The organism is Pseudoalteromonas sp. FUC4 (genome assembly GCF_008370255.1).
Classification (GTDB): domain Bacteria; phylum Pseudomonadota; class Gammaproteobacteria; order Enterobacterales; family Alteromonadaceae; genus Pseudoalteromonas.
On sequence record NZ_SEUI01000005.1, the window covers coordinates 1 to 13074 of the forward strand.

Below are 13074 nucleotides of genomic sequence, written 5' to 3' on the forward strand. Positions count from 1 at the left end.
AACCGCTGGTGTTCGGGTTGTCATGCCAATGGCATTGCCCGGTAGCTACGTTCGGAACTGATAAGCGCTGAAAGCATCTAAGCGCGAAGCAGGCCTCGAGATGAGTTCTCACTAGACTTTTAAAGTCTCTGAAGGGCCGTTGAAGACTACAACGTTGATAGGCAAGATGTGGAAGTGGTGTGAGCCATTAAGCTAACTTGTACTAATTACCCGTGAGGCTTAACCATACAACGCCAAACGCGTTTTATGTGATAGTTTATACAGARGTTAATATGACTAAAGTAGATATTTACTGAAAGACTTAAAAAATATTATCAGATATTTTCCAAATTCAGTTAGTGCGTAGCGATACGAACTGACAACCTAATTTGCTTGGTGACAATAGCGTTTTGGACCCACCTGACTCCATGCCGAACTCAGTAGTGAAACGAAACAGCGCCGATGATAGTGTAGCATTTGCTATGTGAAAGTAGGACATTACCAGGCTTCAAATTCAGTCGAAGGACTTTAATCTTAATAATTAAAAATAAGAAAATTGAAAAGAATTTTCTTGGTGACAATAGCGTTTTGGACCCACCTGATTCCATGCCGAACTCAGTAGTGAAACGAAACAGCGCCGATGATAGTGTAGCATTTGTTATGTGAAAGTAGGACATTACCAGGATTTAATTAAGAGAAACCCGTTACAGCAATGTAACGGGTTTTTTGCTATCTACGATTTAATAAATACTCAGTAGCAGGCGCTCTTGAACATCTACATCCAGTGCTCCATAAAAAGCGGTTCCAATTGATGATAGCTTGTCGTATTTCACTGTAGATCTTCACCGCTGTTGGCCTACAACATTACTTGGATCTAATTAAAAGGAACCCCTTACAGTAGTGTGATGTTTTTTAATCTAGTAAAACCTATCTATAAATTCAACAACAAAACTAGGTGCACTTAATAGTGCGTGCTAAAATCCAATTTTTATGAATGATGATATAGAGGTCTAGATTGCCTACAGCTGATTACCAAAAGGTGCTTGATGAAATAGCACATGAAGTGCGTCCTTTATTATCACAGGGGAAAGTAGCTGATTATATACCGGCGCTTGCCGAGGTGGATCCTGAGCAATTTTCTATCGCTATTTATACAACTGATGGTAAGACTGTATGTGCGGGGGATTGCTCTCAACGTTTTACCATTCAGTCTGTTTCAAAAGTTATGACACTTACTATGGCACTACAGCGTTATGGTGATGAACTTTGGCATCGAGTTGGAAAGGAGCCTTCAGGTACAGCCTTTAACTCGCTTACACAGCTTGAGTTTGAAAAGGGGATTCCTCGTAATCCATTCATCAATGCAGGCGCAATTGTAACGTGTGATGCATTATACAGCCGCTTATCTGCGCCAATGCATTCTATGCTCGAAACGTTCAGGTTATTAGCTGGTAATAGAGGCATAGTAATTGATAAAAAAGTTGCTAATTCTGAGTATGAATTTAGGCATCGAAATGCTGCAATGGCGCATCTAATGAAGTCGTTTGGTAATTTTGAAAATGAAGTTGATGATGTTTTATGGTCTTACTTTAACTTTTGTTCTATTGAGCTTAATTGTATTGAGTTAGCCAAAGCTTATAATTTTTTAGCTAATAAAGGTGTTGATAATCGTTCGGGAAATCGTGTTTTAAGTAGCCGTCAAAACAAGCAGCTAAATTCGCTTTTATTTACGAGTGGTTTATATGACGCTGCGGGTGATTTTGGTTACAGAGTTGGCATGCCAGGTAAGTCGGGAGTGTCAGGGACTGTTTTAGCTGTGTTACCAAATAAGTTTACTGTAGCTGTTTATTCGCCGGGGCTTAATTCGTTTGGTAATTCTGTTGCAGGAATCGCAGCGTTGGAGCTGTTATCTAAAAAACTCGATATTTCTATTTTTTAGCTAAACGAAAGGGAGCAGTAATTGCTCCCTTTATAATTTATTGTTCCCAATAAACCTGCTCTAAACAATCTTCGCGTTCAGGTAAGCCACGAGATAAACGTGGAGAATGCTGAACTAATACTTCATAGCTGGCTCGGTTAGCATATTTACTAATTTGCGATAGTGACGAATAAGTAATAGCTTGTTGTTGATGCTTAGCTGAGTTTGCCACATTAAGTTTATGATAAACATTCGCTGATAAATCATGTAGTACAGCGGCTAATGCACAATCACCTGCACCATTGGTGTTTTTGATTGAATCAGGTCCACCCATAAATGGTGCTGTATGACTATATGCTCTGATAGGTTCATCACATTCTTCTTTACGCATTGCTCGTGAAAATTCGTAACGGTTAAAATCAGGTATTGCACCTGGTAATAACGGGTATTCGGTTTCACGCTTTAAACTTTCGTCAACGTAGCCGGCCATAAACAAGCCTTTTTCGCCAGCGGTGCAAATAACTAAATCTACCCAATCAAGTGCTTTATCAGCAGCTAAAAGAGGATCTTCAAAACCCGTAATGGCTAAACCTTCTTCTTCGTTCATAGCAAGAATATCAACATGCTTTTCAACAAAGTTTGCCCACCAGGTCGGGTCTTGTTCAATTAAGAATTTAGTTCCGAGTGTTAGCACAACTGGCACACCTGCATCATTAGCGTATTTTACCGCTTGCATGGTGGCTTCAGTCATCGTTTCACTACCTTGCGTACGCATAAGGTAGGCACTGATCACTAATGCTGATGAATTTTCAATAAGGTTTTTATCGATAGATTCAGGACGTAAGTGATTCATTAGGCCCGCACTTATTGCAAAAGTACGCTCACCTGTTTCATCAATCAATGTAAAACAACGACCTATAGGCCCATCTACTGGTTGAAGATAGTTTAAATCTACACGGCTTGAGGTATTACATAAAAAGCGGTAAGCATAGCTACCTATTTTTATATTTTCGCTCATTACGCCTAATAAAACTGAGCGATCATCTGCAAGTACAGAGTAGTTGTGCATAGTGTTACCAATGGTCCCACCGGCAAACTCAAAATCAACCATATCGTTTAATTTTAAACGATCGTATAAGGCGTTTGTTATGTCGCTATCAATAACTTGTGACATACCTCTACGTAGTTGAAATTCGTCAAGGAAAGCTTGATCAACTTTTGCCTCTATATCAACAACGATCTGATCGATACCCGTAATATAACTACGTTGTAATCGCTCTGTTGCGTTAAGTTGATTGGTAAGTGGATCTTTGGCTTCCACTGGAAAATAATGTTTATGCCTGCGGCGTCCAGGAAATTTCATTTGCTACCCGTGTTGTGAGCTAAATAAAAAAAGCGTGAGATTATAGCGTAAATCCACACGAGTGAGCCATTACAAACAGGTAAATATCGTTTTATTTTTGCAATAAAGTAATGAATGACGCACTTTAGGGTGCTAACTAGGTATAATTACAGCATAAAAAGTTATTTAAGTAGAAAGAATGAACGAGCCATTTAATGATTCCTACTGGATGGAGCAAGCGCTTTTGTATGCAAAGCAAGCAGAGTTGCTTGATGAAATTCCTGTTGGGGCGATTGTAGTAAAAGATAACCAGCTAATTTCAGTGGGGTACAACCGTTCAATAACCGATAACGATCCATCTGCTCATGCCGAAATGATTGCAGTGCGAGAAGCTGGAAAAGTACTTAATAATTATCGATTAATTGATTGCACGCTATATGTAACGTTAGAGCCTTGCTCTATGTGTGCGGGCCTGTTGGTGCATAGCAGAATAAAGCGTTTAGTATTTGGTGCCCTTGATGCTAAAACAGGTTCTGCAGGTTCAATTATGAACTTATTACAAGAACCTAAGTTAAATCATCAAGTAGAGGTGTGCGGTGGTGTTTTAGCACAACAGTGTGGTGATACTATTTCGAATTTTTTTAAGCGTAGAAGGGCTCAAATTAAAGCAGCTAAAAAAGCTGCTCGTGATGAACAAATAAATAAGCTTAGCTAAAGTTAACTAGCGATTGGCTCTATTTCTATTTCAGTCATTTGCTGCATAGCAAACATTCGGCGGCGCCAGATGATTTTTTTGTGCAGTTTTCTTAGCATAACACGACGGCGTGTGGCTGTTGAATAAATCACATTGCGCTTTAATTTTTGTGTGCGTCTACGTTTTAGCATGTTTTCTCCTAATGCAAGAGTGAGAAAGGCGCAGGGTATATCTTATAAAATAATAATATACGAGTAATACACATTAGTGATCATTTGATGACAAGTAAACAGATATTTAATTTACTTAAATTTTGCTTAACGACTTGCTCAAAAAACTGATATCTATACAAATATTAGTTATTGTTCTCACTGGGTTGTTCGGGCTCAATTATAGGCTGTTTTTTTGTTTGCGCTTCATCTTTGTTACTTCTATCGTCACTTTCTTCATTTAGCTTTGGCTTGGTATCAGTATCAGTTATCTGCTTTGTGATTGGTTCTGGTTCAGGCTCTACAGCAATAGCATTATTCTCATCTAGCCACACAAGTGCATCGTAATAGCGACGAATATTATCAACATATTTAACTGCGACATCGCCACGCGCATAACCATAGCGAGTTTTGCGGTAATAGCGCTTTTTAATTAACAGCGGCAAGCGTTTTTTTACATCAGCCCATTTATCAGGGCTTGCGCCTTGCTGCTCGGTAATTATACGCGCGTCGTTAACGTGCCCCCAACCTACATTGTAAGCCGCTAGTGCAAGCCATGTTCTATCGGGTTGCGGGATTCTGTCGGGAATACGTTTAATAAGCTTGCTTAAGTATTTAGCGCCACCACGAATATTTTGCTCTGGCTCTAATCGGTTAGTAACACCCACTTGTTTTGCTGTACTGCGGGTTAACATCATAATACCGCGGACGCCTGTTGGTGATTTAGCGCGAGGATTCCACATAGATTCTTGATAGCTAAGTGCCGCTAATAAACGCCAATCAAGGCTACCAGCATATTGTTCAAACCATGGTTGGTATGTTGGTAAGGTTTCTTTTATAGCTTCGATATAAGCAAGGGTATTTACATAGTTAAATTGGCGTACATGGCCAAAGTATTTTTCTTCAAGCACGTAGAGCTGATTACTCTGCTTTATATCGCCAAAAAATGGCACTAATAAGGAATATAAAGAATCATCTTTTGATTTGTTAAGTATCCATGCAATCGGGTCGTTATGACTAACAGAAAAACCGATACTTAAATTTGGATGATAACGGCGAAACAGTGATAACGTATGCGTATCAGCGAGTGTGTAATCTATCTCGCCATCAATAACTGCTTGAAGTAGTTCTTCTTCATCAAACTCTTCGCTTTCTATCCAAGTAAGATCTGGATTGTTTTTTTTCATTTTTTGCAGAGTAAGCGAATGACTACTTTTAGCGATAACAGTAAAGTTGCCATCTAAGTCGGCAAACTCTCGAGGACGAACACGTCCTTGCTTATAAACTAACTTTTGGCTGATTGTTCTGTAAGTTGGTCCATAACGGTATTGCTCTGCACGGGTTTTATTATAGGTAAGTCCTGAGGCAATTAAATCTAAATCACCGCTTTCAAGGCGTTCAAACATATCGGATAAGTTAAAAAATGGCACTATTTCAAGCTCTACACCTAAATATTCAGCAAATGCTTGAGATAGCTCATATTCAAAGCCTTGTTCACCTTGAACGGCTTGATAATAATTACTAGCACTTGCAAGTGTACCCACACGTATTTTGTTTTGCTCTTTTATTTGGGCGAGTTGAGTCGGCTGCTCTTGCATATCACATGCACATAACAGCATAACTAAAGTAATGATTATTATTAGTTTTTCTTTGAACATTGAGTGCCCCTTAAGCTCGCCAGCCACCGTTATAGCAAAACTAAGCCATCGCGTCACTTTACCTTTTATTTTATTAACCAAAAGAGGCTATAAATAAAGCTAAAAAGTTAATTTTATGAAAAGCGTAATTTTGAGTTAAATCTGAATGCTAATTGGACTATAATGCGTGCCTAAAATATCGTTCAATCCCTAACCCCGGATGAAATTACCTATGTTGATCCTTCGTGGTGCACCAGCACTTTCAGAGTTCAGAGTTAATAAAATTTTAGCGCGTTGCCAACAATCGCAACTTCCAGTCACTAACGTATACGCCGAGTATGCTCACTTTGCCGATTTAACATCGCCGTTGAGTAGCTCTGAGCAAACCAAGCTTGAAAAACTATTAACTTATGGTCCAACTATTGCTGAGCATACCCCAGCTGGCAAACTTGTACTTGTTACACCTCGCCCAGGTACCATTTCACCTTGGGCATCTAAAGCTACCGATATCGCCCACAACTGTGGTTTAAAGCAGGTTCATCGTGTTGAACGCGGTATTGCTTATTATATTGAAGGTGATTTAAACGCAGAACAACTTGTACAAGTAACTGCGTTATTACACGACCGCATGACTGAAGCCACACACAATGAACTTGAAGATGCGGCTCAGCTGTTTCGCAGTGATGCCCCACGCCAAATGTCGTCTGTCGATATTTTAGGTGGTGGACGCGAAGCACTAGCAACAGCCAATGTTGAACAAGGCTTTGCGCTTGCTGATGACGAGATAGACTACTTAGTAGAAAATTTTACAAAGTTAGGACGTAACCCTAACGACATCGAATTGTTTATGTTTGCACAAGCGAACTCAGAGCATTGTCGCCATAAAATATTTAATGCTGACTGGACAATCGATGGAAAAGAGCAGCCAAAATCGCTGTTTAAAATGATTAAAAATACGTTTGAGCTAAATCCTGAAAATGTATTGTCGGCGTATAAAGATAACGCGGCAGTAATGAAAGGCTCAAAAGCGGGTCGCTTCTTCCCAAATGCGCAAGGTGAATATGCGTATCATCAAGAAGACATTGAAATATTAATGAAAGTTGAAACTCATAACCACCCAACAGCTATCGCGCCATTCTCTGGTGCGGCTACAGGTTCTGGTGGTGAGATTCGCGATGAAGGCGCAACTGGTCGTGGCTCTAAGCCAAAAGCAGGCTTAGTTGGCTTTACTGTATCAAATTTACGTATTCCAGGTTACGAGCAGCCGTGGGAAAGCGATTTTGGTAAGCCGGGTCGTATTGTAAACGCACTTGATATAATGACAGAAGGTCCACTAGGTGGCGCTGCATTTAATAATGAGTTTGGTCGTCCTAACTTGTTAGGCTACTTCCGTACTTACGAAGAAAAAGTAACAAGCCATAATGGTGAAGAAGTACGTGGTTACCATAAACCAATTATGCTTGCCGGTGGTTTAGGTAATATTCGCTCTGATCATGTTCAAAAAGGCGATATTCCTGTTGGCGCTAAGTTAATTGCGCTAGGTGGGCCTGCAATGAACATTGGTTTAGGCGGTGGTGCTGCATCAAGCATGGCCTCTGGTCAATCAAACGAAGATTTAGACTTTGCTTCAGTACAACGCGAAAACCCAGAAATGGAACGTCGTTGCCAAGAAGTTATCGATAAATGCTGGCAGCTAGGTGACGAAAACCCAATTGCATTCATTCACGATGTAGGTGCTGGCGGTTTATCAAATGCGTTCCCTGAGCTTGTTAATGATGGCGGACGTGGTGGTAAGTTCCAATTACGTAGCATTCCTAACGATGAGCCAGGCATGGCACCACACGAAATTTGGTGTAATGAATCACAAGAACGTTATGTACTCGCTGTTGGCGTAGAGGACTTTGATCGCTTTGAAGCAATTTGTAAGCGTGAACGTGCCCAGTACGCTGTTATTGGTGAAGCAACAGCTGAACCTCACTTAACAGTGTCAGACAGCCACTTTGAAAATAACCCTGTTGATTTGCCGCTGGACGTATTATTAGGTAAAGCACCTAAAATGCACCGCGATGTAACGTCAAAGCACGTTGTTGGCAAAGCGCTTGATATCACATCAATAAATGCAGCAGATGCAGCGCAGCGCTTAATGCGTTTGCCAACCATTGCAGAAAAAACATTCTTAATAACAATCGGCGATCGCTCAGTTACGGGTTTAGTAGCACGCGACCAAATGGTTGGTCCTTGGCAAGTACCTGTTGCTAACTGTGCAGTAACTGCGGCAACGTATGATACTTACCACGGTGAAGCTATGTCACTCGGTGAGCGTACTCCGGCTGCATTACTTAATTACGGTGCATCTGCTCGTTTAGCTGTGGCAGAGTCGTTAACTAATATTGCTTGTGCAAATATTGGTAGCCTTGAAAACATTAAGTTATCGGCAAACTGGATGGCAGCAGCGGGTCACCCAGGTGAAGATGCTGGTTTATATGAAGCGGTTAAAGCCGTAGGGGAAGAGCTTTGTCCTGCGCTTGGTTTAACGATTCCAGTAGGTAAAGATTCTATGTCGATGAAAACGACATGGAAAGATGAAGGTGACTCACAAGATAAGTCAGTAACATCGCCGCTTTCACTGGTTATAACTGCGTTTGGTCGTGTTGACGACGTACGTAAAACAGTAACGCCACAACTACGTACAGATAAAGGCGATACATCGCTAATATTAGTTGATTTAGGTGCGGGTAAAAATCGCATGGGCGCATCAAGCCTTGCGCAAGTTTATAAGCAATTAGGTGATGTAACCCCTGATGTTGATAGCCCTGAGTTATTAAAAGGCTTTTATAACGCAATGCAAGCGCTTGTGGCTGATAGTAAGTTACTTGCTTATCATGACCGCTCAGACGGTGGTTTATTTACTACAGTTGCTGAAATGGCGTTTACGGGTCATACCGGTGTAACGGTTGATTTAGCAGCTTTAACAGGCTCTGACATTGAAGCGCTTTATAACGAAGAGCTAGGTGCGGTAATTCAAGTTGCAAATGCTGATTTAGATGCAGTAAATGCGGTGTTTGAACAACATGGTATAGCAGCAATTAGCCACAACATTGGCACGCTTAACAGTGACGATACGATTATATTTAACCGTGGCGAAAATACAGTACTTAATCATACGCGTACTGAGCTTCGTACTATTTGGGCTGAAACAACGTATCAAATGCAAGCACGCCGTGATAACCCTGAGTGTGCTAAGCAAGAGTTTGATGCTAAATTTGATGCAAAAGATCCAGGCTTAAACGTAAAACTTAACTTTGATTTAAACGAAGATATAGCTGCACCATACATTGCAACCGGTGCTAAACCGCAAATGGCTATTTTACGTGAGCAGGGTGTTAACTCTCATTTAGAAATGGCGGCAGCGTTTAATCGCGCAGGTTTTGCTGCTGTTGATGTACACATGAGCGATATTTTAGAAGGTCGTTTAACACTAGAGCAATTTAAAGGTTTAGTGGCATGTGGTGGTTTCTCATACGGTGACGTACTTGGTGCGGGTGAAGGTTGGGCTAAGTCTATTTTGTTTAACGACATGGCACGTGATCAGTTCCAAAACTTCTTCCACCGTGAAGATACCTTTAGCTTAGGTGTATGTAACGGTTGCCAAATGTTATCAACGTTAAAGGAGTTGATCCCTGGTACTGAACATTGGCCGCGCTTTGTAACTAATAAATCAGAGCGTTTTGAAGCACGCTTTAGTTTAGTAGAAATACAAGAGAATCCGTCTGTATTCTTTAACGGAATGGCTGGATCGCGTATGCCAATTGCAGTTTCTCATGGTGAAGGTCATGCTGAGTTTGCAAACTATGCAGCCACTAAAGCGGCGCTTGATAGCGGCACTGTAGCGGTTAAGTTTGTAGATAACTACGGTAACCCTACAACGCAGTACCCAGCTAACCCTAATGGTTCTCCAGAAGGTATTACCGGTATTACGTCAACAGATGGTCGCGCCACTGTAATGATGCCGCATCCAGAACGTGTATTCAGAAGCGTTGCCAACTCTTGGCATCCTGATGAGTGGAGCGAGGATAGCCCGTGGATGCGTATGTTCCGTAACGCACGTAAAAACGTAGGTTAATTATATTTACGTTTATACAAGTTAGATTCATAATCTTACTGTAAAATTAAAAAGGCTGCATTGTGCAGCCTTTTTTGATTAGTATAGTTTTAGCTAAAAGCACAAAGCATTTAAGGATAGTATGTTTAAGCGAATTGGTTTAATTGTTGGAGCTGTATTACTAAGTACCTTGCTGCTTGGTTATTTATTTCGCTTGCCGTTATTACAGTGGACTATAGCGCCTGAGCTTAAAAAAGCAGGCATTACGTTAAGTTGTCTCGATTTTTCAATTACGCCTGAACTAAATATTCATGCTGATAAAGTGTGTTTAAATTATCAAAATCAACAGTTACAACTTACTGGTATTACTGCAAATACAAAGCGTGTAGATATTGAAAATGCAGTGCTAACAGTTAATCCACTCCCTAAAAGTGATAATGCTAATCAGCTAGCTAAAAATCTCGATTTAGCACTTCCCTTAAATCGCCCATTAATCAATATTAAACAGCTTGTAGTAAAAAGTGATGAGCTCAATAAGCCACTTAAAATAAGCATATTAGAACCCGAACTAAATAAATTTAATGTCTCGGGTGATATAAACGCGAGCGCAATTTTGACTGCTAATAAAGTAAGTGGTCAGTTTGAAATTAATGACACTCTTTTAAAGCACGTTATAAACACTAAAAATGCATTAATTGCAGATGCTAACTTTAATACTCAGCAAGCATTTAGCTTTGATGGTATAGAACTTGAGTTAAATGGCGATATTAGCTCCCAGTTTGCTCACACGTATAAACAGTGCAAAGTTAACGTATTAACTACGGGGAAGTTGGCGACGCATTTTAATTTAAATAGCCAAGCGTTAATATTTAATACCGATTTGCTTAATAACAAAATTAATTTAACGCCAAGTTGTACGAATTTAATTCCGCCAAGTGAATACGCAGGCTTTATTAGTAAACAAGTGCCTTTAAATTGGCAACTAAAACTCCCTCAATCAATTAGCTTAGAGAGTAGTGAGTTGAGTGTACCTGTAATTAATTTGGTAAGCGTGGGCGATAAGCAATTTGATATTTTAATAACAGATACAACACTAAATATTAAATCTCCATTTGAAGACTTACAGACGACTTTATCAGCTCAAATAAATACACCTGATATAAATAATATTAACGTTAATGCTCAGTTATCTGACGCTGCAATTAAAGGCGATTATGGCGTTATGCTTGAAGGCTTGCCTGAGTTTACACCTGCAACAGCGAATGGGCTTAGCCTTAGTGGTCACTTTGATATAAGTGAGTTTATAGACTCAAAACCAGTCGGGCTTATAAATGCTAAATTAACGCTTAATAGTGTAGATGCGTTTGATATAAATGCAGTGCAATACCAAGGTGATTTAACAGCAAAAATGGACAAACAGTTAAACGCAGAGGTCGCGTTAACTCAGCAGTTAAAAAGTGCAGAATATAAAGAATTTAAAGTCACAGATATAAGTAACACATTAACAGCAAATGCTAATTTAGGCGTAGGTGAGTTATTTGCTGATCTAACAGCAAAAACAAATATAAAGGCTGTTAATAGCCCTGACATAAAACTTAATAATATAAAAGTAGAGTCTACGGGGCTACAAAGCCGTGCACTAAAAGCCACGCATCACGCATTTATAAACGATGTTGAGTTAGTGATAAATCATCATATGTCCTCGCAAGCTCATCCGTTTGAAGTGGTTATTCCTGAACAAAGTGCGCTGCCGTTAAATGCGTTTATCAGTCAATTTGAGCCACTTGCACAGTTAACAGAGGGCGAATTTAATGGCTATATTAGTGGCGATGTAAACTTACAACGTGCATCGTTTAATATGGGGATTAGTCATACAAGTGCACTGTATAACGATTACCTTGCAAGTGACTTAAACAGTGTATTTAGCGGGGAATATAATTCAGGTAAGCTTAATGTAAAACCAACTACCTTTAATTTAAATGAGTTTAGAGCGGGTGCCGTAGTTAAAGCGATTGAAGGGCAATGGCAAGTTAATAACAATACTGCGCTTATAAATGATGTAAAAGGAAATGTGTTTGGTGGCGAGTTTTCTTTAGATACCTACAAAATAGGGAAGCCAAACCAAGTTGCTAATGTTAAGTTTGAAAATATTGATGCAAGCAAACTTGTTACACTCGACGATAAGTCGGGCATTGTATTAACGGGACGCTTGGCGGGGTCTTTACCTGTTCACTTTGATAGTGGAAAAATTGAAATAATTGACGGTAGCTTATTTAGCCAAGGAACAGGTAATTTAAAAATTACCAATAATGCCGCGTTTGATTCAGTGATGCAGCAACAGCAAGAGTTACAACCTGTGTTAGGGCTATTAACTAATTTAGATATTCAAAAACTTAATAGCAGTGTGGCACTAAAAAATGATGGTTGGTTAAAACTAGGGGTTAATTTGCAAGGCTATAATAAAGCAGAGCAGCAGCAGGTTAACTTTAATTATAACCACGAAGAAAACGTATTTACACTTTTGCGCGCACTGCGTTTAAGCGACGAAATTACACAGAAAGTTGAGCAACAATACTCACAAAAAGGAAACTAATAATGAGACAGTCGTTATTGATAAAAGTACTGCTCGCGCTGAGTGCTATTAGTGCACTAAGTGCTTGCACGCATCGTGTTGAGGTGTCTGCTAAAGAGCCCATTACTATTAATTTAAATGTGAAAGTTGATCACGAAATTCGCGTAAAAGTAGATAAAGAACTCGACAATTTATTTAGTGACGACAGTGAGTTATTTTAAGGAGCTAGAACATGAATACGAAGAAAAAATTAAACATTATTACGTTAGTTAGTGCAGTATGTATGTCGTTCTCTGCGTGGGCTATTAGCCTTGATGACGCTAAAAACCAAGGTTTAGTAGGTGAAGATAGCTCTGGTTATTTAGGACTTGTTGTACAAAACGCAGAGGCAAAAGCCGTTGTTGATGACATAAATGCAAAGCGTAAAGCGCAGTACTTAAAGCTCGCTAAAAAGAATAACTTGTCACTTTCACAAGTAGAGGCACTCGCCGCTGCCAAAACAATTGAAAAAACCCAAAGTGGTCATTACGTTGAAGTAAATGGTAACTGGGTTAAAAAATAGCGATCCCAGCTAGCTTTACTTTGCTAAAGCTAAGAATAAAATCAAGAATAAAACCGAGC

Annotated in this window: 9 protein-coding genes and 3 rRNA genes; 9 read left to right on the plus strand and 3 right to left on the minus strand. The window is 39.8% G+C overall.

Annotated features, from left to right (window positions below; genetic code table 11):
- The 4 genes from EU510_RS14595 to glsB form a co-directional block, all read left to right on the plus strand.
- Window positions 1–227 (plus strand): 23S ribosomal RNA (locus EU510_RS14595); the annotation flags it as partial.
- 144 nt (window positions 228–371) lie between these two features.
- Window positions 372–486, plus strand: a 5S ribosomal RNA gene (rrf, locus tag EU510_RS14600).
- 63 nt (window positions 487–549) lie between these two features.
- Window positions 550–664: ribosomal RNA gene (gene rrf, locus EU510_RS14605) — 5S ribosomal RNA — on the plus strand.
- A gap of 330 nt (window positions 665–994) precedes the next feature.
- On the plus strand, window positions 995–1918 hold the full coding sequence (gene glsB, locus EU510_RS14610; RefSeq protein ID WP_149594096.1) for a glutaminase B: 924 nt from the start codon (window positions 995–997) through the stop codon (window positions 1916–1918).
- A gap of 37 nt (window positions 1919–1955) precedes the next feature.
- Here the strand turns inward: glsB and EU510_RS14615 are convergent, their stop codons facing one another.
- Window positions 1956–3260 carry an inosine/guanosine kinase gene (locus EU510_RS14615; RefSeq protein WP_149594097.1) on the minus strand — a complete coding sequence of 435 codons (1305 nt, stop codon included), beginning with the start codon at window positions 3258–3260 and terminating at the stop codon, window positions 1956–1958.
- A 178-nt stretch (window positions 3261–3438) separates the two neighbouring features.
- On the opposite strand from EU510_RS14615, the gene tadA reads away from it, so the two are divergent.
- Window positions 3439–3954, plus strand: a complete 516-nt coding sequence (gene tadA, locus EU510_RS14620; RefSeq protein ID WP_149594098.1) for a tRNA adenosine(34) deaminase TadA — start codon at window positions 3439–3441, stop codon at window positions 3952–3954.
- A 2-nt stretch (window positions 3955–3956) separates the two neighbouring features.
- Here tadA and EU510_RS19925 read toward each other — a convergent pair whose 3' ends face one another.
- Both EU510_RS19925 and mltF read right to left on the minus strand, forming a co-directional pair.
- Window positions 3957–4124, minus strand: coding sequence for a hypothetical protein (locus EU510_RS19925; RefSeq protein WP_188085428.1), 168 nt, complete (start codon window positions 4122–4124; stop codon window positions 3957–3959).
- Window positions 4125–4288: 164 nt separating this feature from the next.
- On the minus strand, window positions 4289–5800 hold the full coding sequence (gene mltF, locus EU510_RS14625) for a membrane-bound lytic murein transglycosylase MltF (RefSeq protein ID WP_149594099.1): 1512 nt from the start codon (window positions 5798–5800) through the stop codon (window positions 4289–4291).
- A 211-nt stretch (window positions 5801–6011) separates the two neighbouring features.
- Between mltF and purL the strand changes: the two genes are divergently transcribed.
- The 4 genes from purL to EU510_RS14645 all read left to right on the plus strand — a co-directional run bounded on the left by purL (window position 6012) and on the right by EU510_RS14645 (window position 13015).
- Window positions 6012–9902 (plus strand): phosphoribosylformylglycinamidine synthase, encoded by a 3891-nt coding sequence (purL, locus tag EU510_RS14630; protein WP_149594100.1) that lies wholly within the window; start codon window positions 6012–6014, stop codon window positions 9900–9902.
- 121 nt (window positions 9903–10023) lie between these two features.
- Window positions 10024–12474 (plus strand): YdbH domain-containing protein, encoded by a 2451-nt coding sequence (locus EU510_RS14635; RefSeq protein WP_149594101.1) that lies wholly within the window; start codon window positions 10024–10026, stop codon window positions 12472–12474.
- Between the two features lie 2 nt (window positions 12475–12476).
- Window positions 12477–12674: a YnbE family lipoprotein gene (locus EU510_RS14640; RefSeq protein WP_007378800.1), complete on the plus strand. Its 198-nt coding sequence runs from the start codon at window positions 12477–12479 to the stop codon at window positions 12672–12674.
- 11 nt (window positions 12675–12685) lie between these two features.
- Window positions 12686–13015: a YdbL family protein gene (locus tag EU510_RS14645; protein ID WP_002961068.1), complete on the plus strand. Its 330-nt coding sequence runs from the start codon at window positions 12686–12688 to the stop codon at window positions 13013–13015.
- Window positions 13016–13074: the final 59 nt, after the last annotated feature.

Excerpts from the sequence above, each read along its gene's own strand:
- tadA (WP_149594098.1), top strand. The coding sequence starts at position 3,439 with ATGAACGAGCCATTTAATGATTCCTACTGGATGGAGCAAGCGCTTTTG.
- EU510_RS14640 (WP_007378800.1), top strand. The coding sequence starts at position 12,477 with ATGAGACAGTCGTTATTGATAAAAGTACTGCTCGCGCTGAGTGCTATT.
- mltF (WP_149594099.1), bottom strand. The coding sequence starts at position 5,800 with ATGTTCAAAGAAAAACTAATAATAATCATTACTTTAGTTATGCTGTTA.
- EU510_RS14635 (WP_149594101.1), top strand. The coding sequence starts at position 10,024 with ATGTTTAAGCGAATTGGTTTAATTGTTGGAGCTGTATTACTAAGTACC.
- purL (WP_149594100.1), top strand. The coding sequence starts at position 6,012 with ATGTTGATCCTTCGTGGTGCACCAGCACTTTCAGAGTTCAGAGTTAAT.
- EU510_RS14645 (WP_002961068.1), top strand. The coding sequence starts at position 12,686 with ATGAATACGAAGAAAAAATTAAACATTATTACGTTAGTTAGTGCAGTA.
- EU510_RS14615 (WP_149594097.1), bottom strand. The coding sequence starts at position 3,260 with ATGAAATTTCCTGGACGCCGCAGGCATAAACATTATTTTCCAGTGGAA.
- EU510_RS19925 (WP_188085428.1), bottom strand. The coding sequence starts at position 4,124 with ATGCTAAAACGTAGACGCACACAAAAATTAAAGCGCAATGTGATTTAT.